23 protein-coding genes and 1 pseudogene are annotated in these 25,579 nt (G+C 64.4%); 23 read left to right on the top strand and 1 reads right to left on the bottom strand.

The genetic code is table 11. From position 1 onward, the window contains the following. Positions 1-94: 94 nt before the first annotated feature. The 4 genes from C265_RS24300 (at position 95) to C265_RS24285 (ending at position 5,463) form a co-directional block, all read left to right on the top strand. Positions 95-1,246: an ABC transporter substrate-binding protein gene (locus C265_RS24300; protein WP_010811281.1), complete on the top strand. Its 1,152-nt coding sequence runs from the start codon at positions 95-97 to the stop codon at positions 1,244-1,246. Positions 1,247-1,812: 566 nt separating this feature from the next. Further along, entirely contained in the window at positions 1,813-2,865 is a 1,053-nt protein-coding gene (locus C265_RS24295) for a branched-chain amino acid ABC transporter permease (protein ID WP_010811280.1), read from the top strand. Between the two features lie 3 nt (positions 2,866-2,868). Further along, entirely contained in the window at positions 2,869-4,710 is a 1,842-nt protein-coding gene (locus tag C265_RS24290) for an ATP-binding cassette domain-containing protein (protein WP_010811279.1), read from the top strand. Between the two features lie 9 nt (positions 4,711-4,719). Beyond that, positions 4,720-5,463 carry an ABC transporter ATP-binding protein gene (locus tag C265_RS24285; protein WP_010811278.1) on the top strand — a complete coding sequence of 248 codons (744 nt, stop codon included), beginning with the start codon at positions 4,720-4,722 and terminating at the stop codon, positions 5,461-5,463. A 259-nt stretch (positions 5,464-5,722) separates the two neighbouring features. Here C265_RS24285 and C265_RS24280 read toward each other — a convergent pair whose 3' ends face one another. Further along, positions 5,723-6,658: a LysR substrate-binding domain-containing protein gene (locus tag C265_RS24280; protein WP_037025231.1), complete on the bottom strand. Its 936-nt coding sequence runs from the start codon at positions 6,656-6,658 to the stop codon at positions 5,723-5,725. 168 nt (positions 6,659-6,826) lie between these two features. Here C265_RS24280 and C265_RS24275 point away from each other — a divergent pair, with 168 nt between their 5' ends. The 19 genes and pseudogenes from C265_RS24275 to C265_RS24185 form a co-directional block, all read left to right on the top strand. Beyond that, a complete protein-coding gene (locus C265_RS24275; protein ID WP_010811276.1) occupies positions 6,827-7,807 on the top strand; it encodes a tripartite tricarboxylate transporter substrate binding protein BugE in 981 nt (326 codons plus the stop codon). 3 nt (positions 7,808-7,810) lie between these two features. Beyond that, positions 7,811-8,683, top strand: a complete 873-nt coding sequence (locus C265_RS24270; protein ID WP_010811275.1) for an N-formylglutamate amidohydrolase — start codon at positions 7,811-7,813, stop codon at positions 8,681-8,683. 211 nt (positions 8,684-8,894) lie between these two features. Next, on the top strand, positions 8,895-10,853 hold the full coding sequence (gene mnmG, locus C265_RS24265) for a tRNA uridine-5-carboxymethylaminomethyl(34) synthesis enzyme MnmG (protein ID WP_010811274.1): 1,959 nt from the start codon (positions 8,895-8,897) through the stop codon (positions 10,851-10,853). 21 nt (positions 10,854-10,874) lie between these two features. Continuing rightward, on the top strand, positions 10,875-11,576 hold the full coding sequence (rsmG, locus tag C265_RS24260; protein ID WP_010811273.1) for a 16S rRNA (guanine(527)-N(7))-methyltransferase RsmG: 702 nt from the start codon (positions 10,875-10,877) through the stop codon (positions 11,574-11,576). A gap of 84 nt (positions 11,577-11,660) precedes the next feature. After that, complete coding sequence (locus C265_RS24255; RefSeq protein ID WP_010811272.1) at positions 11,661-12,434, top strand: ParA family protein; 774 nt, start codon at positions 11,661-11,663, stop codon at positions 12,432-12,434. A 14-nt stretch (positions 12,435-12,448) separates the two neighbouring features. Beyond that, positions 12,449-13,351, top strand: coding sequence for a ParB/RepB/Spo0J family partition protein (locus C265_RS24250; RefSeq protein WP_010811271.1), 903 nt, complete (start codon positions 12,449-12,451; stop codon positions 13,349-13,351). Between the two features lie 356 nt (positions 13,352-13,707). Further along, on the top strand, positions 13,708-14,211 hold the full coding sequence (locus C265_RS24245; protein ID WP_010811270.1) for an ATP synthase subunit I: 504 nt from the start codon (positions 13,708-13,710) through the stop codon (positions 14,209-14,211). A gap of 231 nt (positions 14,212-14,442) precedes the next feature. Next, positions 14,443-15,309, top strand: a complete 867-nt coding sequence (gene atpB, locus C265_RS24240) for a F0F1 ATP synthase subunit A (protein WP_037025280.1) — start codon at positions 14,443-14,445, stop codon at positions 15,307-15,309. 62 nt (positions 15,310-15,371) lie between these two features. After that, a complete protein-coding gene (gene atpE, locus C265_RS24235; RefSeq protein ID WP_010811268.1) occupies positions 15,372-15,638 on the top strand; it encodes a F0F1 ATP synthase subunit C in 267 nt (88 codons plus the stop codon). Positions 15,639-15,737: 99 nt separating this feature from the next. After that, on the top strand, positions 15,738-16,208 hold the full coding sequence (locus tag C265_RS24230) for a F0F1 ATP synthase subunit B (RefSeq protein WP_010811267.1): 471 nt from the start codon (positions 15,738-15,740) through the stop codon (positions 16,206-16,208). A gap of 2 nt (positions 16,209-16,210) precedes the next feature. Then, the gene (locus C265_RS24225; RefSeq protein ID WP_010811266.1) at positions 16,211-16,753 is read left to right on the top strand and encodes a F0F1 ATP synthase subunit delta; all 543 of its coding nucleotides are present in this window, start codon (positions 16,211-16,213) and stop codon (positions 16,751-16,753) included. 39 nt (positions 16,754-16,792) lie between these two features. Beyond that, positions 16,793-18,334, top strand: a complete 1,542-nt coding sequence (atpA, locus tag C265_RS24220; protein ID WP_010811265.1) for a F0F1 ATP synthase subunit alpha — start codon at positions 16,793-16,795, stop codon at positions 18,332-18,334. Between the two features lie 74 nt (positions 18,335-18,408). Beyond that, on the top strand, positions 18,409-19,284 hold the full coding sequence (gene atpG, locus C265_RS24215) for a F0F1 ATP synthase subunit gamma (RefSeq protein WP_010811264.1): 876 nt from the start codon (positions 18,409-18,411) through the stop codon (positions 19,282-19,284). Between the two features lie 33 nt (positions 19,285-19,317). Beyond that, positions 19,318-20,721, top strand: a complete 1,404-nt coding sequence (gene atpD / locus C265_RS24210; RefSeq protein ID WP_010811263.1) for a F0F1 ATP synthase subunit beta — start codon at positions 19,318-19,320, stop codon at positions 20,719-20,721. A 96-nt stretch (positions 20,722-20,817) separates the two neighbouring features. Further along, positions 20,818-21,234 carry a F0F1 ATP synthase subunit epsilon gene (locus C265_RS24205; protein ID WP_010811262.1) on the top strand — a complete coding sequence of 139 codons (417 nt, stop codon included), beginning with the start codon at positions 20,818-20,820 and terminating at the stop codon, positions 21,232-21,234. A gap of 694 nt (positions 21,235-21,928) precedes the next feature. Next, positions 21,929-22,369, top strand: coding sequence for a CoA-binding protein (locus C265_RS24200; RefSeq protein ID WP_010811261.1), 441 nt, complete (start codon positions 21,929-21,931; stop codon positions 22,367-22,369). A 50-nt stretch (positions 22,370-22,419) separates the two neighbouring features. After that, a complete protein-coding gene (locus tag C265_RS24195) occupies positions 22,420-23,370 on the top strand; it encodes an alpha/beta hydrolase (RefSeq protein WP_010811260.1) in 951 nt (316 codons plus the stop codon). Positions 23,371-23,422: 52 nt separating this feature from the next. Further along, positions 23,423-24,514 (top strand): uroporphyrinogen decarboxylase, encoded by a 1,092-nt coding sequence (gene hemE / locus C265_RS24190; RefSeq protein WP_010811259.1) that lies wholly within the window; start codon positions 23,423-23,425, stop codon positions 24,512-24,514. A 524-nt stretch (positions 24,515-25,038) separates the two neighbouring features. Next, positions 25,039-25,579, top strand: a pseudogene (locus C265_RS24185) (primosomal protein N'); the annotation flags it as partial.

The following is a 25,579-nucleotide window of genomic DNA, read 5'->3' as shown; positions in this document are numbered from 1 at the left end:
CGCTGGGCTGCGCCTCATCCAGTTCAGTGGACCAGGGCATCCGCCGGTGGACGCCGGACGGATGCCTTTCCGTTTCAGGAACCGAGGAGACAAGATGGATTTCAAGCGCGCCAGCCTGCTGGCAATCGCTGCGGCGAGCCTGGTTGCCGGTGCAGCCCAGGCACAGGTCAAGGTCGGGGTGACGGTGTCGGCCACGGGTCCGGCGGCATCGCTGGGTATTCCGGAGAAGAACACCTTCACGCTGATGCCCAAGGAAATCGCGGGCAAGAAGATCGAGTACATCGTGCTGGACGATGCCTCCGACACCACCACCGCGGTCAAGAACACCCGCAAGCTGATCAGCGAAGACAAGGTTGACGTGGTGGTGGGTTCCACCGTGACGCCGAACTCGCTGGCGATGGTGGACGTGGTGGCCGAGAACGATACGCCGATGATCACCATGGCCGCCTCGGCCCGCATCATCGAGCCGATGGATGCCAAGCGCGCCTGGGTCTTCAAGACGCCGCAGAATGACTCGCACATGGCGACCGCCATTGCCGAGCACATGACCAACAACAACGTGAAGACGGTGGCCTTCATCGGCTTCGCGGACGCCTATGGCGACAGCTGGGCGCAGGAGTTCGCCAAGGTGGCGGAGCTGCGCAAGATCAAGGTGGTCGCCAACGAGCGCTTTGCCCGTACCGATACCTCGGTCACCGGCCAGGTGCTGAAGATGATGAGCGCCAATGCCGACGCCGTGCTGATCGCAGGCTCGGGTACGCCCGCGGCGCTGCCGGCCAAGACGCTCAAGGAGCGTGGTTTCAAGGGCAAGATTTACCAGACCCACGGTGTGGCCAATGCCGACTTCCTGCGCGTGTGCGGCAAGGATTGCGAAGGCACGTTCCTGCCGGCCGGGCCGCTGCTGGTGGCTGAGCAATTGCCGGACAGCAATCCGGTGAAGAAGCCGGCCATGTCCTACAAGACTTCTTACGAGAAGGCCTTCGGTGGCCAGGTCTCGACCTTCGGCGGTCATGCCTGGGATGCGGGGCTGATCCTGCAGCATGCCATCCCTGAGGCGCTGAAGAAGGGCCAGCCGGGTACCAAGGAATTCCGCAAGGCATTGCGGGATGCGATGGAGCAGACCAAGAATCTGCCGGTTTCGCATGGGATCATGAACATGAGTGCTACCGACCACCTTGGCTTTGATCAGAGGGCACGGGTGATGGTGCAGATTGTTGATGGGAAGTGGAAGTTGTTGACTAAGTGAGGGTCGGGGGGCGGCGTGGCGCTATGCGGTTGGGTGTCGCCCTTGGCAAGTGCTGCTGTTTCGCCGGCTTAGCCGGCGAGTCACTTTCTGTCCGAGCGACAGAAAGTAACCAAAGAACGCGTCGCCTATGCGGCTGGCAATAAATTGCACGGTGTTGGTGGTTCGCACGGTGGTGCTTGCCGTTCTGGCGTGGTTGCCCGTTCGACCCTGCTACGCCATGTGAGTCAGGGATAGTGCCTTCGATAACCCACTATTGAACAATCCCCATGCAGGGCGTAGGCCGCCTGCTGCAAACGGCATCGCCTGGACGCCTACGGCTGCTGCGCCGGCTCAAAGTGCGCTGACGGTCATTGGGCGCTTGCGCGAAACGCTACGCCTGCCAAGAGCGACAACCAACCGCATGGCAACAATGCGAAACGCTCACGCCGCCATACACACCTCTCGTTAGGGCTTGCCTGTATTTCCACATTAGGCAATCCGTTTACTATTGCGTAAATCCCGAAGCACACAGCACCCTGTCGGCCCCCATATGATGCAGGCAGGTATTTCCAAGAGACGGGGAGACAATGGACTTATCAATCGCTGCCATCCTGGCCCAGGACGGCATCACCTCGGGCGCGATCTACGCGCTGCTGGCACTGGCCCTGGTGCTGGTGTTCTCGGTGACCCGGGTCATCTTCATCCCGCAAGGGGAGTTTGTTGCCTACGGCGCGCTGACGCTGGCGGCGATGCAGGCCGGTCACGCGCCGCAGACCAGCTGGCTGCTGCTGGCGATGGGGGCGCTGACCTTCATCTATGAAACCGTCACGGTGCTGCGCAGCGCCGAGTTGCGCCGCACGCTGGGCCAGCGGCTGGCGGTGCTGGCAGGCAAATACCTGGTGTTCCCGCTCGCGGTGCACTGGCTGGCGCAGCAGTATGGCGCGCAGCCGCTGCCGATGCTGGCGCAGATCGCGCTGACGCTGCTGATCATCATCCCGCTGGGGCCGATGCTGTACCGGCTGGCCTACCAGCCGCTGGCCGAGGCCAGCACGCTGGTGCTGCTGATCGTCTCGGTCGGCGTGCACTTTGCGCTGGTGGGGCTGGGCCTGGTGATGTTCGGGGCGGAGGGTTCGCGCACCAATGCGTTCTCGGATGCGCGCTTCGACGTGGGGGCGCTCAGCATCTCGGGCCAGAGCCTGTGGATCGTGGGCGTGTCGGCGCTGCTGATCGGCGCGCTGTACTTCTATTTCGAGCGCACGCTGCAGGGCAAGGCGCTGCGCGCGACCGCGGTAAACCGGCTGGGCGCGCGCCTGGTCGGTATCGGCACCACGCAGGCGGGGCGGCTGTCGTTCACGCTGGCCGCGGCGATGGGCGCGCTGTGCGGCATCCTGATCGCGCCGCTGACCACCGTGTACTACGAGTCGGGCTTCCTGGTGGGCCTGAAGGGCTTTGTCGGCGCCATTGTCGGCGGGCTGGTGAGCTACCCCGTGGCGGCGCTCGGTGCGCTGCTGGTGGGCCTGCTTGAATCCTATTCGTCCTTCTGGGCCAGCGCGTTCAAGGAGGTCATCGTCTTCACACTGATCATTCCGGTGCTGCTGTGGCGCTCGCTGACGAGCAAGCATGTCGAGGAGGAGGAATAAGCCATGACCATGCTGACCGACAAGCAGGCGCGGGTGGCCAGTGCCGAGGCAGGCAGCCGTGCGCGGCTGAACCGCAACCGGGTCCTGGTGCTGGCTTTCATTGTGGTGCTGGTGTTGCTGCCGGCGCTGCCGACACCGGAGTTCTGGATCACGCTGGGCAATTACATCGGCCTGTACAGCATCGTGGCGATCGGGCTGGTGCTGCTGACCGGGGTGGGCGGCATGACCTCGTTCGGGCAGGCCGCGTTCGTGGGGCTGGGCGCGTACAGCACTGCGTACCTGACCACGCAGTTCGGGCTGTCGCCCTGGTTCGGGCTGATGGTGGGGCTGGTGATCACGATGGCATCGGCCTATGTGATCGGGCTGATCACGATGCGCATGTCCGGCCACTACCTGCCGCTGGCGACCATTGCCTGGGGCCTGTCGCTGTTCTTCCTGTTTGGCAACCTGGAGTTCCTGGGCAAGTATGACGGCCTGAACGGGATCCCGGTGCTGTCGCTCTTCGGCATCGAGCTGCAGTCGGGCCGCTCGATGTTCTACCTGATCTGGGCGGTGGTGCTGCTGGCCGTGCTGGCGATGCAGAACCTGCTGAACTCGCGCCCGGGGCGCGCCATCCGCGCGCTCAAGGGCGGTGGCGTGATGGCCGAGGCCATGGGTGTGAACACCGCATGGATGAAAGTGGTGATCTTCGTGGTGGCGGCGGTTTTGGCGTGCGTGTCGGGCTTCCTGTACGCGCACCTGCAGCGCGCGGTGAACCCGACGCCGTTCGGCCTGAACTACGGCATCGAGTACCTGTTCATGGCCGTGGTCGGCGGCGTGGGCCATGTGTGGGGCGCGGTGCTGGGCGCGGGCATCCTGACCATCCTGAAGGATGTGCTGCAGGGCGTGCTGCCCAAGCTGCTCGGTGCCAACGGCAACTTCGAGATCATCGTCTTCGGCGTGCTGCTGGTATTGCTGCTGCAATACGCGCGCGATGGCATCTGGCCGTTCCTGCGGCGTCTGGTGCCTTCTGGTCCACCGGTGCTGGCGCCGGCGCAGGCTGAGGCCCTGGCCGTGCGCCAGAAGCCCGAGGCGGGCGACCTGATTCTGGATGTGCGCGCCGCGCGCAAGGAGTTCGGCGGGCTGGTGGCGGTGAACGATGTCAGCTTCCAGGTGCGCGCGGGCGAGATCATCGGGCTGATCGGTCCCAATGGCGCGGGCAAGTCCACCACCTTCAACCTGGTGACGGGCGTGCTGCCGGTCACGCGTGGGGAGGTGCGTTACCGCGGTGAAGTGATCTCGGGCCTGCCGTCGCGCGAGATCGTCAAGCGCGGCATCGGCCGCACCTTCCAGCATGTGCACCTGCTGCCGACCATGACGGTGCTGGAGAACGTGGCCATAGGCGCGCACCTGCGCGGTGATTTCCGCGCCCAGGGCGGCGTCTCGGCAGCGATCCTGCGCATGAACAAGGCCGAGGAAGAGAAGCTGCTGTTCGAGGCGAAGCGCCAGCTTGAACGCGTGGGCCTGGCCGATTGCATGTACATGGAAGCCGGCAGCCTCGCGCTGGGCCAGCAGCGGATTCTTGAAATCGCGCGTGCGCTTTGCTGCGACCCGGCGCTGCTGCTGCTCGACGAGCCGGCAGCGGGCCTGCGCTACAAGGAGAAGCAGGCGCTGGCCGAGCTGCTGCGCAAGCTCAAGGGCGAGGGCATGAGCGTGCTGCTGGTCGAGCACGACATGGATTTCGTGATGAACCTGACCGACCGGCTGGTGGTGATGGAATTCGGCACGCGCATTGCCGAGGGCGTGCCCGAGGAAGTGCAGAAGAACCCCGCAGTGCTGGAAGCCTACCTGGGTGGCGTGGAGTAAGGACCGGACATGAGCCTGATTCTCGAAGTGAAGGACCTCCACGTCCGCTACGGCAAGGTGGAAGCGGTGCACGGCGCCAACCTGAAGGTGGAGGCCGGCAAGATCGTCACGGTGATCGGCCCCAACGGTGCCGGCAAGTCGACCATGCTCAATGCGGTCATGGGTGCGCTGCCGGTGACGGGGTCGTCGAGCGGCTCGGTCAACTACCTCGGCCACGACATGGCCGGCATCCCGGTGGAAGGGCGCGTTGCGCGCGGCATGTGCCTGGTGCCGGAGAAGCGCGAGCTGTTTGCGTCGATGACGGTGGAAGACAACCTGCAGCTGGGTGCCTTTCGCCGCAAGCGCGCCGGCGAGAAGAACTACCTGGACCAGATGGACGTGGTCTACGACCTGTTCCCACGCCTGCGCGAGCGTGCCCGCCAGGACGCCGGCACGCTCTCCGGGGGCGAGCGCCAGATGCTGGCGGTGGGCCGCGCGCTGATGGCCAAGCCGCAGCTGCTGATGCTGGACGAGCCCAGCCTTGGCCTGGCGCCGCTGATCGTGAAGGAGATCTTCCACATCATCAGCAATCTGCGCCAGACCGGCGTGGCCACGCTGCTGATCGAGCAGAACGCACGCGCTGCGCTGCAGGTGGCGGACTACGGCTATGTGATCGAGACCGGGGATATGGCGATGGAAGGGCTGGCCGACGAACTGGCGGCGAATCCGAAGGTGATCGAAACCTATCTTGGATTGGCAAAAAAGGCGGCTTAACCCGCCCGGTTTTCGCCAGAGGAATGAGGGTCTGCGGATGCAGGCCCTTTTCTATTGGTGGTGTGAATAACTTTGGGGATAACCCAATTCAGAGGCGCTTCGGGCGGATGTCGCTATCGGTGCGCTGATGTAGGTACGCAAATATCTACTGGGGTAATTTTTAGCAATCAAATTTACCGGATAACATCCATACAGATAATAATTTTAGGAATTTTATCTGTGGGATGAATGTATCTTTGCATAATTTTTTCCATGTTAGTCATCCGGCGAATAAAGTGTTGGTGCCGCTGCCTGTATCCTTCGCTGCGGTTTCCAGCAGCCAATCCCGGAAGCAGTTCAGCGCCGGATGATCGCGCCGTTCCTTCGGCGCACACAGGAAATAGCCCCGTTGCAGCGTAATTGGCAGGTCAAACGGCGCCGTTACGCGTCCGGCGGCAATTTCGTCGCGCACCAGGCAACGCTGCAGCACGGCGACGCCGATGTCGGCGCGCACCGCCTGGATCAGGATCGAGACCTGGTCGAACGCTGTGGATAACCTTGGCGCAGCGTTGGGTACGCCGGCGGCCTGCAGCCAGTTTTGCCAGTTCGCCGGTGCGGTGGTGTGGTAGAGCAGGGGCTCGTCCAGCAGCTCCGCAGGAGACTGCCAGCGGCCGGCCTCGCGCCGTGCCCGGGCGCGGTCCGGATGGCAGACCGGCACCAATTCACGTCCCACCACATAGTCGGCCTGCAGGCCGGGCCATTTGCCGGCTTCACCCGCCAGGATGGCGGCGTCGGGGGAGGGGCCGGAGAGGTCCTCGTCGCGCTGGTACGGGACGAAGTCCAGCCGGATTTCCGGATGGCGGCGATGGAAGTCCGGCAGGCGCGGCACCAGCCAGACGCTGGCCAGCGTGGGCACGACGGACAGCGTCAGGTGGTGCCGGCGGTTGCCGGCGCGCAGGGTGGCGCTGGCATGCTCGATCGTGGCCAGCGGCTCGGCCACGGCCTCAAGCAATTTCCGGCCGGCATCTGTCAGCACCAGCCGGTGGGCATTGCGCTGTAGCAGCGGCTGCCCGAAATGCGCTTCCAGCCGCGCGATGGCGCGGCTGATGGCACCCTGGGTCACGCACAGTTCGTCCGCCGCACGCGTGAAGCTGCCCAGCCGCGCCGCGGTGGCAAAGGCGTGCAATTCAGACATCGATGGGGAATGCAGCCGCATGGCGGGGGAGGGGAGGAAGGGCGGGACGGCTGCCGGAGCGGCCGCTGCAGGATGATCTTTGGTAATGCAAACGTGCAATATAGTCGTTTGTGCCCGCCCGGTAAACGGCTGACACTCGTCCGGTTCATGCACAAAACCAACAGGAGAATCCCCGTGATCCGAGCCAGGATGTCCCGCCGCCAGCTGCTGCTGTCCGGTACCGCCGCCGCTGCCACGCTGGCCTTTGCCGGCAACGCGTTCGCGCAAGCCAATTACCCGACGCGCCCGATCCGTCTGATCGTGCCGTTCGCGGCGGGTGGCTCCACCGACCTGTCGGCGCGCCTGGTGGCAGAGTTTGCCGGCCGCGAGCTGGGCCAGTCGATCGTGGTCGAGAACAAGGGCGGCGCCGGCGGCTCGCTGGGCATGGAGCAGGTGGCCAACGCCGCGCCCGATGGCTACACCATCGGCATGGCCACGGTCAGCACGCATGGTTCCAACCCGGCGGTGTACCCGAAGCTGAAGTACGACCCGATCAAGGACTTTGCCCCGATCACCAACGTGGTGTCGATGCCGAGCGTATTCACGGTGCATCCGAGCGTGCCGGCGAAAACCATGCAGGAGTTTATTGCCTTAGCCAAGGCCAATCCGGGGAAGTATTCAGTTGCCTCGCCGGGCACAGGGACCCTCGGCCACGTAAATCTTGAGAACTTCCAGATGCTGGCGAAGATCCAGCTGCTGCATGTGCCGTACAAGGGCGCCGGCCTTGGACTCAATGACGCGGTGGCAGGGCAGGTCAATGCAATCTCGGACAACCTGGCCTCTGCGCTGCCTCACGTGAAATCGGGCCGCCTGCGCGCGCTGGCGGTGCTTGGCGCCACGCGCTCGCCGCAGTTGCCAAACGTACCCACCTATGCAGAACTGGGCTACAAGGAGATGGGCGACGGCGGTTGGTTCGGCATCGTCGCGCCTGCGAATACGCCGCCCGCCATCGTCGCCAGGCTGAACCAGGCGATCCACAAGGCCATGCAGAACCCCGAGTTCAAGCGCAAGGTGGAAGAATCCGGCGGCACGCTGGTGCCGACTACGCCGGAGCAGTTCAAGGCGCAGATCCAGCAGGCGATGGCGCGCTACGCCCGCGTGGCCAAGGCTGCCGATATCAAGCTGGACTGAGGCATGGCGGAGGCAATCAACCAAGCTGCGGTACTGCCGCCGGTCATCGTACGCCTGCCGGAAGGGGAGGCGCTGCCGCTGGTATGCGACTCGCCGCACAGCGGTACCGAGTACCCGGCTGACTTCGGTGCGGCGATCCCGGCCGCGCGCCTGCGTGGCGGCGAGGATACCCACGTCGATGCCTTGTGGGAGGCCGTGCCCGCAGCAGGTGGTACGCTGCTGGCGGCCACTTTCCCGCGGGTCTATATCGACCCGAACCGGATGCCCGACGACATCGACCCGGCCCAGCTCGACGGCACCTGGCCGACGGCATTGGCCCCGGGGCCGAAGACGCGGCTGGGCTTCGGCCTGATCTGGAGCCGGGTCGACGCCAGCACGCCGATCTATGACCGCCGCCTGTCCGTGACGGAAGTGCGGGCCCGTATAGACCGCTACTACCGGCCATACCATGCGGCGCTGGCCGAGGCCGTGGAGGGCGCCCACCAGCGCTTTGGCGCGCTCTGGCACCTGAACCTGCACTCCATGCCCAACAACGCCTACGAGCGGCTCAAGATCGCCAGCCCGCATCCGCTGGCGGACTTTGTGCTGGGCGACCGTGACGGCACCACCTGCGAGCCGGGACTGGTCGACCTGGTCGAACGGGAACTGCGCGGCATGGGTTACACGGTGGCTCGCAACGACCCGTACAAGGGCGTGCAGCTGATCGCGCAGATTGGCCGGCCGGCCGAGCGGCGCAATAGCCTGCAGATCGAAATCCGGCGGCCGCTGTATATGGACGAGGTGACGCGCGAGCGCAATGCCGGGTTCGCCACCTTGCAGCGCGATCTTGACAAGCTGACCCAGCAGGTTACGGGCTATATCCGCGCGCAGCTTTGAGGCGCTTGTTCCACGTGAAACATCAGGCCGGGCCATGTGCCCGGCCTTTTTGTTTCACGTGGAACATAACGTCGCTTTCGAGCGACTCGCCGGGTATCGCCAACGCCATGTTTCACGTGAAACATGGTTACCATCGGAAGGCGGCTAGTCGATTGCCGCTATAATTTCGCATTCCCGTATTTTCCCGCCAGCCTCCCGGAGGAGGTGTCCCATGCTTTACCCAAAAGAATTCGACGTCATCGTCGTCGGCGGTGGCCATGCCGGCACTGAAGCTGCACTCGCCGCGGCCCGTATGGGCTGCCAGACGCTGCTGCTGACTCACAACATCGAGACGCTGGGCCAGATGAGCTGCAACCCGTCCATCGGCGGCATCGGCAAGGGGCACCTGGTCAAGGAAGTGGACGCCATGGGCGGTGCCATGGCCGCCGCCACGGACGAGTCCGGCATTCAGTTCCGCATCCTGAACTCGAGCAAGGGCCCTGCGGTGCGCGCCACGCGCGCCCAGGCTGATCGCGTGCTGTACCGCAAGGCCATCCGTACAAGGCTGGAGAACCAGCCGAACCTGATGCTGTTCCAGCAGGCGGTGGACGACCTGATGGTGGAGGGCGATCGCGTAGTCGGCGCCATGACCCAGGTGGGCATCGCCTTCCGCGCCCGCGCGGTGGTGCTGACCGCCGGTACCTTCCTGGACGGCAAGATCCACGTCGGGCTAGACAACTACACCGGCGGCCGCGCCGGCGACCCGGCAGCAGTGTCACTGTCGGCACGCCTGAAGGACCTGAAGCTGCCGCAAGGCCGCCTGAAGACCGGCACGCCGCCGCGCATCGACGGCCGCACCATCGATTTCTCGGTGATGGAAGAGCAGCCCGGCGACCTGGATCCGGTGCCGGTGTTCTCCTTCCTGGGTCGTCCGGAGCAGCACCCGCAACAGCTGCCGTGCTGGATCACCCATACCAACAGCCGTACCCACGACATCATTCGTGGCGGGCTGGACCGCTCGCCGATGTACACCGGCGTGATCGAAGGGGTAGGGCCGCGCTACTGCCCCAGCATCGAGGACAAGATCCATCGCTTTGCCACCAAGGAAAGCCACCAGATCTTCCTGGAGCCCGAAGGCCTGACCACCAACGAGTTCTACCCCAATGGGATCTCGACCAGCTTGCCGTTCGACGTGCAGCTGGAACTCGTGCACTCGATCCGCGGGATGGAGAACGCGCATATCCTGCGCCCCGGCTATGCGATCGAGTATGACTACTTCGATCCGCGCGGGCTGAAGGCATCGCTGGAGAGCAAGGCCATCAGCGGCCTGTTCTTTGCGGGACAGATCAATGGCACCACCGGCTATGAAGAAGCCGCCGCGCAGGGCCTGCTGGCCGGCATCAATGCTGGCTGCTATGTGCGCGAACGCGATGCGTGGACGCCGCGCCGCGACCAGGCCTACCTGGGTGTGCTGGTCGACGACCTGATTACTCGCGGTGTGACCGAGCCGTACCGCATGTTCACCAGCCGCGCGGAATTCCGCCTGAGCCTGCGGGAAGACAACGCCGATATGCGGCTGACTGAGGTTGGCCGTGAACTGGGCGTGGTCGACGATGCGCGTTGGGATGCCTTCAACCGCAAGCGCGACGCTGTTTCACGTGAAACAGAGCGCCTGAAGAGCACATGGGTGAACCCCGCGATGCTTCCGGGCGAAGACGCCGTGCCGCTGCTGGGCAAGCCGATCGAGCGCGAGTACAGCCTGGCCGACCTGCTGCGCCGGCCAGAAGTCCGCTATGAGGCACTGATGGCGCTGCAGGGTGGCCGCCATGCCCCGGAAACGCCGTTGGACGCCGAGCCGATGCTGGCAGAGCAGATCCGCGAGCAGATCGAGATCGGCATCAAGTACCACGGCTATATCGCCCGCCAGGCGGCGGAGGTCGACAAGCTGGAAGCCAACGAGTCGACGCGCCTGCCGGAAGGGCTGGACTACACCGAAGTGCGTGGCCTGGGCTTCGAGGTCAGCCAGAAGCTGAACCAGCATCGTCCGGAAACGCTGGGCCAGGCCTCGCGCATTTCCGGCGTGACGCCGGCCGCGATCTCGCTGCTGCTGGTGCACCTGAAGAAGAAGGGGCTGGGGCGCACGCGCGCTGAGTCGGGCGCGCCTTCGGGCAACTCTGAAGAGGCTGCTTGAGTGCCCGGTCCGCGACACACCATGACCGACGACGCCACGCAGCGCCGTCGCCTTGAAGCCGGTCTGGCCCAGATCGGACTGGCGCTGGCGCCGGCCCAGATCGACACCTTGTTTGCCTACCTGGCGCTACTGCGCAAATGGAACGGCGTCTACAACCTGACCGCAATCCGCCACCCCGATGAGATGCTTACGCATCACATGCTGGACTCGCTCGCCGCCGTGCCGGCACTGGCCGAAGCCGCGCGTGCCGCAGAGGTAGGCACGCCGGCGCGGGGCAGGGTATTGGACGTGGGCTCGGGCGGCGGCATGCCCGGCCTGCCGCTGGCCATCGCCTGTCCCGACGTGTCGGTGCTGATGGTGGACATCGTGCAGAAGAAGACCGCCTTCCTGACCCAGTGCCGTGCGCAACTCGGGCTCTCCAATGCCGCGGCGCATTGGGGGCCGGTGGAGAAGCTCGACGATGCCAGCGGCTTTGCCGTGATCACCTCGCGCGCGTTTGCGGAATTGACTGATTTCGTGAACCTGGCGGGCCAGCTCCTTGCACCGCACGGCAAGCTGATCGCCATGAAGGGGGTTTATCCACAGGCCGAGCTGGACCGCATGGAAGCTGCCGGGCTGATGGCGCAATGGCAGGTCGATGCGGTTCCCCGCATCACCGTGCCCGGGCTGGATGCCGAGCGCCACTTGGTGGTGCTGTCGCGGCGCGCAAGCGCCCACGCATGACGTACGCCGCGGCGCTGCGTGCAGCGCCGCGAACTGCCAGCCCCGCGCTGGCCGGATGAATTGAAGCAGGAGCCTCAGTAGCTTATGGCCAAGGTATTCGTGATCGCAAACCAGAAGGGCGGGGTAGGCAAGACCACCACCACGGTGAACCTCGCCGCCGGCCTGGCCGCGCAGGACCAGCGCGTGCTGCTGGTCGACCTGGACCCGCAGGGCAATGCCTCGATGGGTTCGGGCATCGACAAGCAGGCGCTGGAGCACAGCGTGTACCAGGTGCTGGTCGGCCTGGCCAGCATCAAGCAGGCGCGCCAGCGTTCCGAGACCGGCAGGTACGATGTGCTGCCCGCCAACCGCGAACTGGCCGGTGCGGAAGTGGAACTGGTCGAGCTGGACCAGCGCGAGCGCCGCCTCAGGCAGGCCATCGCAGAGGTCAATGACGAATATGATTTCGTGCTGATCGACTGCCCGCCGTCGCTGTCGCTGCTGACGCTGAATGGCCTGTGCGCCGCGCATGGCGTGATCGTGCCGATGCAGTGCGAGTATTTCGCACTGGAAGGGCTGTCGGATCTGGTCAACACCATCAAGCAGGTGCACGCCAACCTGAATCGCGACCTGCAGGTGATCGGCCTGCTGCGTGTCATGTTCGATCCGCGCGTCACGCTGCAGCAGCAGGTGTCGGCGCAGCTGGAATCGCACTTCGGTGAAAAGGTCTTCAAGACCCTGATCCCGCGCAATGTGCGGCTGGCCGAGGCACCGTCCTATGGCATGCCGGGCGTGGCGTTCGATCCGTCATCGAAGGGCGCCAAGGCGTACCTGGATTTCGGCGCCGAGATGATCGCGCGCGTCAGGCAGCTGGGCTGAAGGAGAGGGCAAGCATGAGCACTGCAAAGAAAAAGGGCCTGGGCCGCGGCCTTGAAGCGTTGCTGGGCGGGCCGGCCGAAATCGTTGAATCGGTGAAGCAGGAGGGTGCGCCCACCGTGCTGCGCCTGAACCAATTGCAGCCGGGCAAGTACCAGCCGCGCACGCGCATGGATGAAGGCGCGCTGCAGGAACTGGCCGCCAGCATCCGCGCGCAGGGCCTGATGCAGCCGATCCTGGTGCGCCGCGTGGCCGAGCCGGACCGCTATGAAATCATCGCGGGCGAGCGGCGCTTCCGCGCGTCCAAGCTCGCCGGCCTGGACAAGGTGCCGGTGCTGGTGAAGGACGTGGCCGATGAAGCCGCGGCCGCGATGGCGCTGATCGAGAACATCCAGCGCGAAGACCTGAATCCGCTGGAAGAAGCGCAGGGCATCATGCGCCTGATCCGCGAATTCAGTTTCACGCATGAGCAGGCGGCCGAGTCGGTCGGCCGTTCGCGCAGCGCGGTGTCGAACCTGCTGCGCCTGCTGAACCTGGCCGCACCGGTGCAGACCATGCTGATGGCGGGCGACCTCGACATGGGCCACGCGCGCGCGCTGCTGGCGGTGGACGGCGCCAACCAGATCACGCTGGCCAACCAGATCGTGAACAAGCGGCTGTCTGTGCGCGAGACCGAGAAGCTGGTGGCATCCACGCTCAAGCCGTTCGACCTGAAGTCGCTCAAGCAGAAGGGCGCCAACAACGTGCGCGACGTGGCACGGCTGGAAGAAGAACTGTCCGATGCGCTGGGCCTGGCGGTGCAGATCAAGCTGGGCGCGCGCGGCAAGGGCCAGCTCACCATCCACTTCAGCGACAACGACGCGCTTGAAGGCGTGCTCGTGCGGCTGCGCGAATCGACTGAAAAGCAGAAGGTCGCCTGAGGCAGGGTGCCAAGGCGCGCGTAACTTTGCGTGCGCAATTCGGTGCGATTAACGGCCATTGCGGCGATGACTGTTGCGTGTACGCTGCAGTGTCCGTTCCTGGGACCGGTATACGTACGGCGTACCCGGTAATCCCTCATCATGCGCAGGGTTCGCTGCGCAATCCAATTACGTCAAACATTATTGCTGCGCAATTTTTGTGAAGCCATCATGGCATCGTGATGGCAACCGTTGTGCGCAACACACTGCAAGCTAAATGTAAGCAGATTGACGCGAATCAGTAGTTCCCCTTAAAATCGTGCGGTTTGAATTCTGGTCGGGCCGAAAAGTTCCGGCCTGGAATAAGGCGAGCAGTAGTGGTTCAAGACCGTCAGCAGCGAGGCGCCGGGTCCCGTCAGGAAGATGACTGGGACGACTGGAAAGAAGGCGCAGACCGTGAGGAAGAGGCTGTCGATCCGCTGTCGCACGCCGAGGCGGTGACGCTGTTTGGTGAGCGCGCGTTGCGCCCTTCGCGCATGACCCCGGGCAAGGTTGTCCTGGCGCAGGTGATGGTCACCCTGCTGTCGGCACTGTGCTGGGCGCTGTTCGCGAAAGAGGCCGGCCCGTATGGCTGGTCGGCGCTGTTCGGCGGCATGGTGTGCTTCGTGCCGAGCGGGTTCTTCGCGTTCCGCCTGTGGCTGGCGCGCGACCGGGCTTCGGTCGGCGGACTGGTCCTGGGCGAGGCGATCAAGGTCTTTGGCACGGCGGCTCTGCTGGTGCTGGTGGTGGTGCTGTACCGGGATCTGCGTTGGGTGCCGATGCTGGTCACGTTCCTGCTGGCGCTAAAGACATATTTGGTGGTGGCTCTGGTGATCCGCTAGGCCAGCCGCACGAAGGCGGTGCCTCATCCGGAAATGGGGCACCAAGACGGAATATCAAGATTTGCCGTGCCGGTTTCACAGTGGTGACACCGGACACGGCCAAGGTTGGACCCCGCTTGCATTGCGGTGACCGGCGAATCCGCCGAAGGCAATGCAAGTTGCGTACCGGGCGTTGGCCAGACAGTGGCGGCGCGCGGCCTGAAGATTTCGCAATATACCGTTCGTATCGACATGTCTGATGCTACCCAAGGCGCCGAACACGCGCTGACACCCTCCGGCTATATCGCCGAACACTTGCAGAACTTGAACTCGGTCGGCGGCAAGCAAGCGTCGGTGGTCGATTTCTCCGTGATCAACTACGACACGGTGTTCTGGTCCGTGCTGTGCGGCGCCATCGCCGTGCTGTTCCTGTACGCCGCCGCGCGCCGCGTCACCGCCGGCGTGCCGGGCCGCTTCCAGGCCTTCGTCGAGATGATCGTCGAGATGGTCGATGACCAGGCCAAGGGCATCATCCACGGCGACCGTTCGTGGATCGCGCCGCTGGCGCTGATGGTGTTCTGCTGGATCACCATGATGAACGCGATCGACCTGATCCCGGTGGACTGGGTCAACGGCCTGAATCAAGTCCTCGGCATCTTCCACCTGCACATCCCCCACCACCGTGCAGTGGCCACGGCCGACCTGAACGGCACGCTGGGCATGTCGTGCTCGGTGCTGGTGCTGATGATCTACTACAGCTTCAAGATCAAGGGCACGGGCGGCTTCATGCACGAACTGTTCTCGGCCCCGTTCGGCGCCAAGTGGTATCTGGCCCCGTTCAACCTGGTCCTGAACCTGATCGAATTCCTGGCCAAGGCCGTTTCGCTCGGCATGCGATTGTTCGGCAACATGTACGCCGGCGAACTCGTGTTCCTGCTGATCGCGCTGCTGGGTTCGATCTGGACGTTCGGCGCCGACCTGTCCGCGCTGGGCTTTGTCGGCCACGTGCTGGCCGGCGCGGTATGGGCGATCTTCCACATCCTGATCGTCCTGCTCCAGGCCTTCATCTTCATGATGCTGACGCTGGTGTACATCGGCCAGGCTCACGATCACCACTGATTTTCGGTTTTTTGGTTTTTTGGTTTTTTGGTTCTAAGTCTCTCTAAATTAAAGGAGTCGTCATGCAAGAATTTCTCGCCAACATCCAGGGTCTGACCGCCATCGGTATCGGCATCATCATCGGCCTGGGCGCTATCGGCGCCTGCCTGGGTATCGCCCTGATGGGTGGCAAGTACATCGAAGCCTGCGCACGTCAGCCCGAGCTGATGAACCCGCTGCAAACCAAGATGTTCCTGCTGGCTGGCCTGATCGACGCGGCATTCCTGATCGGCGTGGGCGTTGCAATGCTGTTCGCCTTCGCCAACCCGCTGCTGGCTGTCATCAAGTAATTCTTTTCGGTCTGCATGATGCTGACGGGCGGCGCGGGCCACCAGCCTGGCCGCCTTTTGTGCATTTATCTGTAGTTTGATTACCGAAAGGAACACACCATGAATCTGAACGCAACGTTTTTTGCGCAGATGGTCGTGTTCTTCATCCTGTGGTGGGTTGTTGCCAAATTCATTTGGCCGCCGCTGGTGAAGGCGCTCGACGAACGCGCAAAGAAGATCGCCGATGGCCTCGCCGCTGCCGAGAAGGGCAAGGCCGAGCTCGAACTCGCCAACAAGCGTGTGGACCAGGCTATGGCCGAAGCCCGCACCGAGGGTGCACAACGCGTCGCTGACGCCGAGAAGCGCGCCCAGCTGACGGCAGACGAGATCAAGCAAAACGCCCAGGCAGAAGCCGCACGCATCATTGCCCAGGCCAAGGCCGAAGCAGAACAGCAGGTTACCCGCGCACGCGAAGCACTGCGTGACCAGGTTGCCGTGCTGGCCGTCAAGGGTGCCGAGCAGATCCTCAAGCGTGAAGTGAACGCGCAGGTCCACACCGACCTGCTCAATCAACTCAAGGCTGAGCTCTAATCATGGCTGAAACCGCAACCATTGCCCGTCCCTACGCTGAGGCGCTGTTCCGCGTCGCCAGCGAATCGAGCGCAGGCAACCTGGGTGCATGGTCCGAGCTGGTGTCGGAGATGGGGCAGGTTGCTGCCAATCCCGACATGAAGGCGGTAGCCGGCGATCCGAACGTTCCCGGCGACAAGCTGGCCGAACTGTTCCTGTCGGTGCTGAAGTCCCCGCTGAATGACGAGGCTCGCCGCTTCGTCAAGCTGCTGGTGGATAACGGCCGCCTGACGGTGATGCCGGAAATCGCCGAGCAGTTCCATGTGCTCAAGAACGCCCGCGAAGGGTCGTCGGATGTCGAGATCACCAGCGCATTCCCGCTGGAAGGTTCGCAGTTGAACGACCTGGTCGCTGCACTCGAACGCAAGTTCGGCCGCAAGCTGTACGCGCAGGTGGCGGTGGACCCGTCCCTGATCGGCGGCGTGAGCGTCAAGGTCGGCGACGAAGTGCTCGACACCTCCGTGCGTTCGCGCCTGGCTGCCATGCAAGCCACGCTGACCGCCTGACCGCACCGGCCGACGGATTGAAGAATTAGGAGCATTGTGATGCAACTGAACCCCTCAGAAATCAGCGAGCTGATCAAGTCCCGCATCTCGGGCCTTGGCGCTGAAGCTGAAGTGCGCAATACCGGCACGGTGATCTCCGTGACCGATGGCATCTGCCGCGTGCATGGCCTGTCCGGCGTGATGCAGGGCGAGATGCTGGAATTCCCCGGCAACACCTTCGGCCTCGCGCTGAACCTCGAGCGCGACTCGGTCGGCGCCGTGGTGCTGGGTGAGTACGAACATATTTCCGAAGGCGACACGGTCAAGTGCACCGGCCGCATTCTGGAAGTGCCGGTGGGCAAGGAACTGCTGGGCCGCGTGGTGAACACGCTGGGCCAGCCGATCGACGGCAAGGGCCCGATCAACGCCAAGGAAACGGACGTGATCGAGAAGGTCGCCCCGGGCGTGATCGCGCGTCAGTCGGTGAGCCAGCCGGTGCAGACCGGCCTGAAGTCGATCGACGCGATGGTGCCGATCGGCCGTGGCCAGCGTGAGCTGATCATTGGCGACCGCCAGACCGGCAAGACCGCCGTCGCTGTCGACGCCATCATCAACCAGAAGGGCAAGGGCGTCTTCTGCGTCTACGTGGCAGTCGGCCAGAAGGCTTCGACGATCGCCAACGTGGTGCGCAAGCTGGAAGAGCACGGCGCGATGGAATACACCGTCGTCGTGGCCGCCGCCGCTTCGGACTCGGCCGCCATGCAGTACCTGGCACCGTACGCCGGCTGCACCATGGGCGAGTACTTCCGCGACCGCGGCGAAGACGCGCTGATCGTCTATGACGACCTGACCAAGCAAGCCTGGGCCTACCGCCAGGTGTCGCTGCTGCTGCGCCGCCCGCCGGGCCGCGAAGCCTACCCGGGCGACGTGTTCTACCTGCACTCGCGCCTGCTGGAGCGTGCTGCCCGCGTGAACGCCGACTACGTCGAGAAGTTCACCAACGGCGCCGTCAAGGGCAAGACCGGTTCGCTGACCGCGCTGCCGGTGATCGAAACGCAGGCCGGCGACGTGTCCGCGTTCGTTCCGACCAACGTGATCTCGATCACGGATGGCCAGATCTTCCTGGAAACCGACCTGTTCAACGCTGGTATCCGCCCCGCTATCAACGCCGGTATCTCGGTGTCGCGCGTCGGTGGTGCAGCCCAGACCAAGGTGGTGAAGAACCTGTCCGGCGGTATCCGTACCGACCTGGCCCAGTATCGTGAGCTGGCTGCGTTCGCGCAGTTCGCCTCGGACCTGGACGATGCCACCCGCAAGCAGCTCGAACGCGGCCGCCGCGTGACCGAACTGCTCAAGCAGCCGCAATACCAGCCGCTGCAAGTGTGGCAGCTGGCCGCGTCGCTGTTCGCCGCCAACAACGGCTTCCTCGACAACGTGGAAGTGAAGGACATTCTGCCGTTCGAGAAGGGCCTGCACGACCATCTGAAGACCAAGTACGCCGATCTCATCAACCGCATCGAAGAGACCAAGCAGCTCTCGAAGGAAGATGAAGCCGCCCTGCGTGCCGCTGTCGAGGATTTCAAGAAGTCCGCCGCGTTCTAACCGCGTGATTCCACGACACCGCCGCCGCGCCTGGCTCACGCCGGCGCGGCGCTGGTTCGGATGGAGAGGAAGATATGGCCGGAACGAAAGAGATTCGAACCAAGATCAAGAGCGTGCAGAACACGCGCAAGATCACCAAGGCGATGGAGATGGTCGCCGCGTCCAAGATGCGCAAGGCGCAGGAGCGGATGCGCAGTGCCCGTCCCTACGCCGAGAAGGTGCGCAACATTGCGGCGCACCTGGCTACGGCCAACCCCGAGTTCAAGCACCCGTTCATGCAGGAACGCGAAGTCAAGCGCGTCGGCATGATCGTGGTCACGACCGACAAGGGGCTGTGTGGCGGCCTGAACACGAACGTGTTGCGCGCCGTCACCAATGAACTGAAGACCCTGCAGGGCCGCGGCGTGGACGTGCAAGCCACCGCCATCGGCACCAAGGGCATGCAGTTCCTGGGCCGCGTCGGTGCCAAGGTGATCTCGCACGTGGTGCACCTCGGTGACACCCCGCATCTGGAAAAGCTGATCGGCGCGATCAAGGTCCAGCTCGATGCCTTCACCAATGGTGAGGTCGACGCGGTGTACCTGGCGTACACCAAGTTCATCAATACGATGAAGCAGGAACCGATGGTCGAGCAGCTGCTGCCGCTCGCCGCCGACAAGCTGGTTCAGACCGAAGAAGAGAAGCGCGCCTACTCGTGGGATTACATCTACGAGCCCGACGCCCAGACCGTAGTGGAAGAGCTGCTCGTCCGCTACGTCGAGGCGCTGGTGTACCAGGCCGTGGCCGAGAACATGGCGTCCGAGCAATCGGCGCGCATGGTGGCCATGAAGGCTGCGTCCGACAACGCCAAAAACGTGATCGGCGAACTGCAACTGGTCTACAACAAGACCCGTCAGGCCGCGATTACCAAGGAACTGTCGGAAATCGTCAGCGGCGCAGCTGCGGTCTAAGGCGTCACGAATTCAAGCTATCGGAGATACGAAATGAGTATCGGAAATATTGTGCAGTGTATTGGCGCCGTGGTGGACATCGAGTTCCCCCGTGACGCAATGCCGAAGGTGTACGACGCGCTCGTGCTGGAAGACTCCGGCGACGCCTCGTTCGCCGAAAAGGGCCTGACCTTCGAAGTCCAGCAACAGCTCGGTGACGGCGTGGTGCGTACCATTGCCCTGGGCTCGTCGGACGGTCTGCGCCGCGGTATGGAAGTGAAGAGCACCGGCGCCCCGATTTCGGTGCCGGTCGGTCACGGCACGCTGGGCCGCATCATGGACGTGCTGGGTCGCCCGATCGACGAAGCCGGCCCGATCGCCTCGGACGAGCTGCGCGCGATTCACCAGAAGGCCCCGAAGTTCGACGAACTGTCGCCGTCGGTTGACCTGCTGGAAACCGGCATCAAGGTGATCGACCTGGTCTGCCCGTTCGCAAAGGGCGGCAAGGTGGGCCTGTTCGGTGGCGCCGGCGTGGGCAAGACCGTCAACATGATGGAGCTCATCAACAACATCGCCAAGCAGCACAGCGGTCTGTCGGTGTTCGCCGGCGTGGGCGAGCGTACCCGTGAAGGGAACGACTTCTACCACGAAATGAAGGACTCGAACGTGCTCGACAAGGTGGCCATGGTGTTCGGCCAGATGAACGAGCCGCCGGGCAACCGTCTGCGCGTGGCGCTGACCGGCCTGACCATGGCCGAGCGCTTCCGTGACGAAGGCCGTGACATCCTGTTCTTCGTGGACAACATCTACCGCTACACGCTGGCCGGTACCGAAGTGTCCGCACTGCTGGGCCGTATGCCTTCCGCCGTGGGCTACCAGCCGACGCTGGCAGAAGAAATGGGCAAGCTGCAGGAACGTATTACGTCGACCAAGACTGGCTCGATCACGTCGATCCAGGCCGTGTACGTGCCTGCGGATGACTTGACCGACCCGTCGCCGGCAACCACCTTCCTGCACCTGGACTCGACCGTGGTGCTGTCGCGTGACATCGCTGCACTGGGTATCTACCCCGCAGTGGATCCGCTGGACTCGACCTCGCGCCAGCTGGACCCGCAGGTTGTCGGCACGGAACACTACGAAGTGGCCCGCCGCGTTCAGCAGACCCTGCAGCGCTACAAGGAACTGCGCGACATCATCGCGATTCTGGGCATGGACGAACTGTCGCCGGAAGACAAGCTGGCAGTGAACCGCGCTCGTAAGATCCAGCGTTTCCTGTCGCAGCCGTTCCACGTGGCGGAAGTGTTCACGGGTTCGCCGGGCAAGTACGTGCCGCTGAAGGAAACCATCCGCGGCTTCAAGATGCTGGTGGACGGCGAGTGCGATCACCTGCCCGAGCAGGCGTTCTACATGGTCGGCTCGATCGACGAAGCCTTCGAAAAGGCCAAGAAGCTCCAGTAAGCCTTGCTCATCACTCCCGCCTGGCGGTGGGAGTGATGGCCGGCCACCCCTGCGTGTCCGGCCGCCTGAGCAAAGCGATTGGAGAAAGGATCTGATATGGCAACCATTCTTGTAGACGTCGTCAGCGCGGAAGCGTCGATCTTCTCCGGCCAGGCGAAGTTCGTGGCGCTGCCGGGCGAGTCGGGTGAACTGGGCATTCTGCCGGGCCACACGCCGCTGATCACGCGCATCCAGCCGGGTGCGGTGCGGATCGAGAAGGAAGACGGCAGCGAAGAGTTCGTGTTCGTTGCCGGCGGCATTCTCGAAGTCCAGCCCAAGCACGTCACCGTGCTGGCCGACACCGCTATCCGCGGTGGCGACCTGGACGAAGCCAAGGCGCAGGAAGCCAAGCGTGCTGCCGAAGAGCTGATGCAGAACCAGAGCAGCGATCTGGATCTGGCACGCGCTCAGAGCGAGCTCGCCGTGGCGGCTGCCCAACTGGCTGCCATCGCCCGCCTGCGTCGTAAGAAGTAAGCAATTAGTGGCTTGTCGCGCTGTTGTTTTTCTGGCGCGACAATGAAAAAAGGCAGCCGCATGGCTGCCTTTTTCTTGGGCGTGGCGATATGCTTTTATCCCGCCTGGACAAAAAAAAGCGCGCGGGCCGGGGAGGCTCCGCGCGGACGGGAAAATCCCTTCGAGGGGTCAATTCGAAGGAACGGGTTCGGTCCAGGTCGACAATCAAGGCGCAACGGATATCCAATATCCGACCAGAGGCCGCAAAGGCCACGCGCTGCAACGGTCTGCCTGGTGCTCCGGTCCAGCGGCGATCTGCTGGATCGGAAAATCGGGTTACTGCTTCAAAAGGCTTTCTTCACCACGCCCCTTTAAGTCTGCACAGCCTTATTTACTGGGGCGCCACACGCCGGACACCGGGTGTGTCAATGTATTGTGGGGGAAACTCCCCGGCATGGCAGTAACAAAATGTATCGTTTTGCAAGAAGTTGAAAGCCAGAGGCGCCGGGATCTGGCGTGTTCGGCATATTTTCACGCGTTCACGTCACGTTAGCCGCAGAAACGTGTCGTTGTATTATCTTTGATGACGCGATTTCCATGTTCGCTCCCCCACCAATCCCTGCGTGACAATTCCGGTTACGATTCAGGACGTCTGTGGCCTTCGCGTTGCGTTTTTGCATGTCCGCGGGCCCGCCCTTGTCCACCCGGAGACGCGATGCGCCCTGAGATGCAGCAAGCCATACAAGCCATGCTGGCGATGAAGACCGTGGCCGTGGTCGGCCTGTCCGACCGCCCGGAGCGTCCCAGTCATGAGGTTGCGGAATTCCTGCAGGACCATGGCTTCCGGATCGTGCCGGTCAATCCGCGTCATGCCGGCGAACGCATTCTGGGCGAGACCTGCCACGCCACGCTGCGCGAAGCCGCCGACGCTGCCGCGGCAGCAGGCAGCCCCATCGCGTGGGTCGACATCTTCCGCCGTGCCGAGGAAACGCCGGGCGTGGTCGATGAGGCCATCGCCATTGGCGCACAGGGTGTCTGGCTGCAGCTGGGCATCGTCAACGACCACGCCGTGCGCCGCGCTGCCGATGCCGGCCTGCTGGCGGTGCAGGATTGCTGCAGCAAGGTCGAGCTGACGCGCCAGCTCGGGCTGGACTGATTCCCGCCCCGGCACCCTTTCTTTTTCCGCTTTCCCATCAGTCGCCAACCATGGCCATCGATCCGCAACTGCTTGCCTATTACCGCCGCCTGGCGGAGCGCTATGCCAATGCGCCCGCGCCTGCCGACATTCCCGCGCAGCGGGCCCGCTTTGCCGAGATCGCGGCGGCGTCGCTGTTGCCGGATCCGGCAGGCATCACGGTGCAGGACCTGGAGCTTGCGCTCTCCGGCCGCTCGCTGGGCGCCAGGCTGTTCCGCCCGGCCGGCGAGACCGCGCCGCGGCTGGTGGTCTACTTCCACGGTGGCGGCTGGGTGATCGGCTCGCCGCAGACGCACCATACGGTTGCAGCGTTGCTTGCGGCCGACACGGGCTGCGCGGTGGCCAGCGTCGACTACCGCCTCGCACCCGAGCACGCGTTCCCGGCTCCCTGCGACGATGCCTCCGAGGCAGTGCAGTGGTTCGCCGGTGAACGTCAGGCACTCGGGCTGGCGACCGATTTCCTGGCCGTGGCGGGCGACAGCGCCGGCGGCCACCTGGCGGCGCAGGCAGCGCAGCAGCTCAACGGCGGCGGCGCGGTGCAGGTCGATGCGCAACTGCTGATCTATCCGGTGACGGCACCGGTGCTCAGCACCGAAAGCTACCGCGCCTTTGCCGACGGTCCCGGCCTGACGCGTGACGAGATGGCCTGGTTCTGGACCCAGTTCATCGGCGCCGAGGCCCTGGCGGAGGGCACCGCCCACCCCGACCACCGCGTGCACCTGATGGCCGCGCCGCTGGTGCGCCCGCCCGCCACCGTGCTGATGGTGGCCGCGCACGACGTGCTGCGCGACGACGGCCTGGCCTATGCCGACTTCCTGGTGCGCCACGACGCCCTGGTGGTCACCATCGAGGCCAGTGGCATGACCCACGGCTTCGCACGGCTGCAGCCCGATGCCGAACGCGCGCGCGAATGGATGCGGCGTGCCGCAGCGGCCTTCACCGGGATGATCGACGACGTCTGAGCGGCATCCAGCCGCGGCCATCCCTTAGAATGGCGGTCTTACGAGGATGACCATGACCGCACTGCAGAACGATACCTTCCTGCGCGCGCTGCGCCGCCAGCCGACCGAATACACGCCGCTGTGGCTGATGCGCCAGGCGGGCCGCTACCTGCCCGAGTACAACGCCACGCGCGCCCGCGCCGGCAGCTTCCTCGGGCTGGCCAAGAACCCGGCCTACGCCACGGAAGTGACACTGCAGCCGCTGGACCGCTATCCGCTGGACGCGGCGATTCTCTTTTCCGACATCCTGACCGTGCCCGACGCGATGGGCCTGGGCCTGTCGTTCGCGCAGGGCGAGGGCCCGCGCTTTGCCCATCCGCTGCGCACCGAAGCCGACGTGCAGAAACTGGCCGTGCCGGACATGGCGTCGCTGCAGTATGTCTTTGACGCGGTAAGCGAAATCCGCCGCGCACTGGTCCAGGACGGCCGCCAGCGCGTGCCGCTGATCGGATTTTCCGGCAGCCCCTGGACGCTGGCCTGCTACATGGTCGAAGGCGGCGGCTCGGACGACTTCCGCACGGTCAAGGCGATGATGTACGGCCGCCCGGACCTGATGCACCGCATTCTCGAGATCAACGCCCAGGCGGTGACCGAATACCTGAATGCCCAGATCGAAGCCGGCGCGCAGGCCGTGATGATTTTCGACACCTGGGGCGGGGCGCTTGCCGACGGCATGTACCAGGCGTTCTCGCTGGCCTATATGCGCCGGGTGCTGGCCGGCCTGAAGCGCGAGCACGATGGCCAACAGGTGCCCGCGATCGTCTTTACCAAAGGCGGCGGCCTGTGGCTCGAGGCGCTGGCTGACACCGGCGCCGACGCGATCGGGTTGGACTGGACCGTCAACCTGGCCGAAGCGCGCCGCCGCACCGGCGGGCGCGTGGCGCTGCAGGGCAATATCGACCCGACCGTGCTGTTCGCCCCTGAGGCCGCGATCCGCGAGCAGGTGCGCGGCGTGCTGGACAGCTATGCCGCCGCCGGGGGCAGTGATGGCCACGTATTCAACCTTGGCCACGGCATCTCGCAGTTCACGCCGCCGGATAACGTCTCGGTGCTGGTGGATGAAGTGCATCGCCACAGCCGCAAGCTGCGCGCCGGGCAGAAGTGACGATGACAGTATGCGGCCGGCCTGGCTGCTGCTGCGGTGCCCTGCGCTGCAGCGCACCGGCGCCCCAGCGTACCCAGTGCTGCGGGAGCCGCGCCGCCGGACCCTGTCAAGTTAACTTTTTTGCCAGCATTCGCCAAAAAGGTGCTCGGACTTGACTGGCGGTACTTGACTTATGCACACCGATAGGTTTGCCGCAGTGCGGAACAGGGTTATTCCCTAACCTATCCGGGGGATGTTTGCAAGCCCTTGATTTTTAAGGATTTGGAAGAATTGCAAAGGAAGGCCCGATGCCGGTGGATCCCTTGTTTCGCGGGGCTTCCCGGCCAGCCAGTGCGACTTTTCAACAAAGTTATCCACAGGGGCGGTGGAATTAGTGGAAAACCAGTCATCTATCATCGACTTAGGGCCACATTTGAAGTTTTACTTTAAGTTGATGTTGCGCCGCACACTAGATTTCCACTCTTATTGCGCCAGGCGCCCGTTGCACAAAGGTTGCGCAACTGCGGTGCACCAGGAAGGGCCGCATGGCGCCAGCTAGCGGCGCGCTTCCGGTGGTCGAGGACAGCACGGCGATGGGCGCCGTGATGCCGACCGCCGCCGCGCAGTCAGTCATCCGGGTCGCGCTGGACACCCCCGCCGACGACTGCTTCGACTATCTCGCCACGCCCGAGGTCGCCCCGGGTGACCTGGTGGTGGTGCCGTTCGGTCGCCGCAGCATGGTCGGCGTGGCGGTGGCGTACGCCGACAGCTCCGATGTGCCCGCCGACCGGCTACGCCCGGTGGCGCAGCGCCTGGAATGGATGCCGCCGCTGCAGCCCGACTGGATCGGGCTGGCCGCCTTTGCCGCGCGCTACTACCAGCGCCGCCTGGGCGAAGTGATGCTGCCGGCCTTGCCGCCGGCCTTGCGCGAGGCCGAGGGCTGGCCGGGCCTGGCCCAGCGTGCCCGCACCGACGAATACCGCCTGCTGCCCGGGCATGCAGAGGCCCTGCTGGCCGCCGTGCCGCCACGCGCACGCAGCGTGCGCGCCCTGGCACAGGCGCTGGCCGAGCGCGCCGCCGCGGCCG

The sequence above is a fragment of the Cupriavidus sp. GA3-3 genome (genome assembly GCF_000389805.1).
Classification (GTDB): Bacteria; Pseudomonadota; Gammaproteobacteria; order Burkholderiales; family Burkholderiaceae; genus Cupriavidus; species Cupriavidus necator_D.
This window is presented reverse-complemented; position numbering and strand designations above follow the sequence as displayed.

Excerpts from the sequence above, each read along its gene's own strand:
- C265_RS24300 (WP_010811281.1), top strand. The coding sequence starts at position 95 with ATGGATTTCAAGCGCGCCAGCCTGCTGGCAATCGCTGCGGCGAGCCTG.
- C265_RS24295 (WP_010811280.1), top strand. The coding sequence starts at position 1,813 with ATGGACTTATCAATCGCTGCCATCCTGGCCCAGGACGGCATCACCTCG.
- C265_RS24290 (WP_010811279.1), top strand. The coding sequence starts at position 2,869 with ATGACCATGCTGACCGACAAGCAGGCGCGGGTGGCCAGTGCCGAGGCA.
- C265_RS24285 (WP_010811278.1), top strand. The coding sequence starts at position 4,720 with ATGAGCCTGATTCTCGAAGTGAAGGACCTCCACGTCCGCTACGGCAAG.
- C265_RS24280 (WP_037025231.1), bottom strand. The coding sequence starts at position 6,658 with ATGCGGCTGCATTCCCCATCGATGTCTGAATTGCACGCCTTTGCCACC.
- C265_RS24275 (WP_010811276.1), top strand. The coding sequence starts at position 6,827 with ATGTCCCGCCGCCAGCTGCTGCTGTCCGGTACCGCCGCCGCTGCCACG.
- C265_RS24270 (WP_010811275.1), top strand. The coding sequence starts at position 7,811 with ATGGCGGAGGCAATCAACCAAGCTGCGGTACTGCCGCCGGTCATCGTA.
- mnmG (WP_010811274.1), top strand. The coding sequence starts at position 8,895 with ATGCTTTACCCAAAAGAATTCGACGTCATCGTCGTCGGCGGTGGCCAT.
- rsmG (WP_010811273.1), top strand. The coding sequence starts at position 10,875 with ATGACCGACGACGCCACGCAGCGCCGTCGCCTTGAAGCCGGTCTGGCC.
- C265_RS24255 (WP_010811272.1), top strand. The coding sequence starts at position 11,661 with ATGGCCAAGGTATTCGTGATCGCAAACCAGAAGGGCGGGGTAGGCAAG.
- C265_RS24250 (WP_010811271.1), top strand. The coding sequence starts at position 12,449 with ATGAGCACTGCAAAGAAAAAGGGCCTGGGCCGCGGCCTTGAAGCGTTG.
- atpB (WP_037025280.1), top strand. The coding sequence starts at position 14,443 with ATGTCTGATGCTACCCAAGGCGCCGAACACGCGCTGACACCCTCCGGC.
- atpE (WP_010811268.1), top strand. The coding sequence starts at position 15,372 with ATGCAAGAATTTCTCGCCAACATCCAGGGTCTGACCGCCATCGGTATC.
- C265_RS24230 (WP_010811267.1), top strand. The coding sequence starts at position 15,738 with ATGAATCTGAACGCAACGTTTTTTGCGCAGATGGTCGTGTTCTTCATC.
- C265_RS24225 (WP_010811266.1), top strand. The coding sequence starts at position 16,211 with ATGGCTGAAACCGCAACCATTGCCCGTCCCTACGCTGAGGCGCTGTTC.
- atpA (WP_010811265.1), top strand. The coding sequence starts at position 16,793 with ATGCAACTGAACCCCTCAGAAATCAGCGAGCTGATCAAGTCCCGCATC.
- atpG (WP_010811264.1), top strand. The coding sequence starts at position 18,409 with ATGGCCGGAACGAAAGAGATTCGAACCAAGATCAAGAGCGTGCAGAAC.
- atpD (WP_010811263.1), top strand. The coding sequence starts at position 19,318 with ATGAGTATCGGAAATATTGTGCAGTGTATTGGCGCCGTGGTGGACATC.
- C265_RS24205 (WP_010811262.1), top strand. The coding sequence starts at position 20,818 with ATGGCAACCATTCTTGTAGACGTCGTCAGCGCGGAAGCGTCGATCTTC.
- C265_RS24200 (WP_010811261.1), top strand. The coding sequence starts at position 21,929 with ATGCGCCCTGAGATGCAGCAAGCCATACAAGCCATGCTGGCGATGAAG.
- C265_RS24195 (WP_010811260.1), top strand. The coding sequence starts at position 22,420 with ATGGCCATCGATCCGCAACTGCTTGCCTATTACCGCCGCCTGGCGGAG.
- hemE (WP_010811259.1), top strand. The coding sequence starts at position 23,423 with ATGACCGCACTGCAGAACGATACCTTCCTGCGCGCGCTGCGCCGCCAG.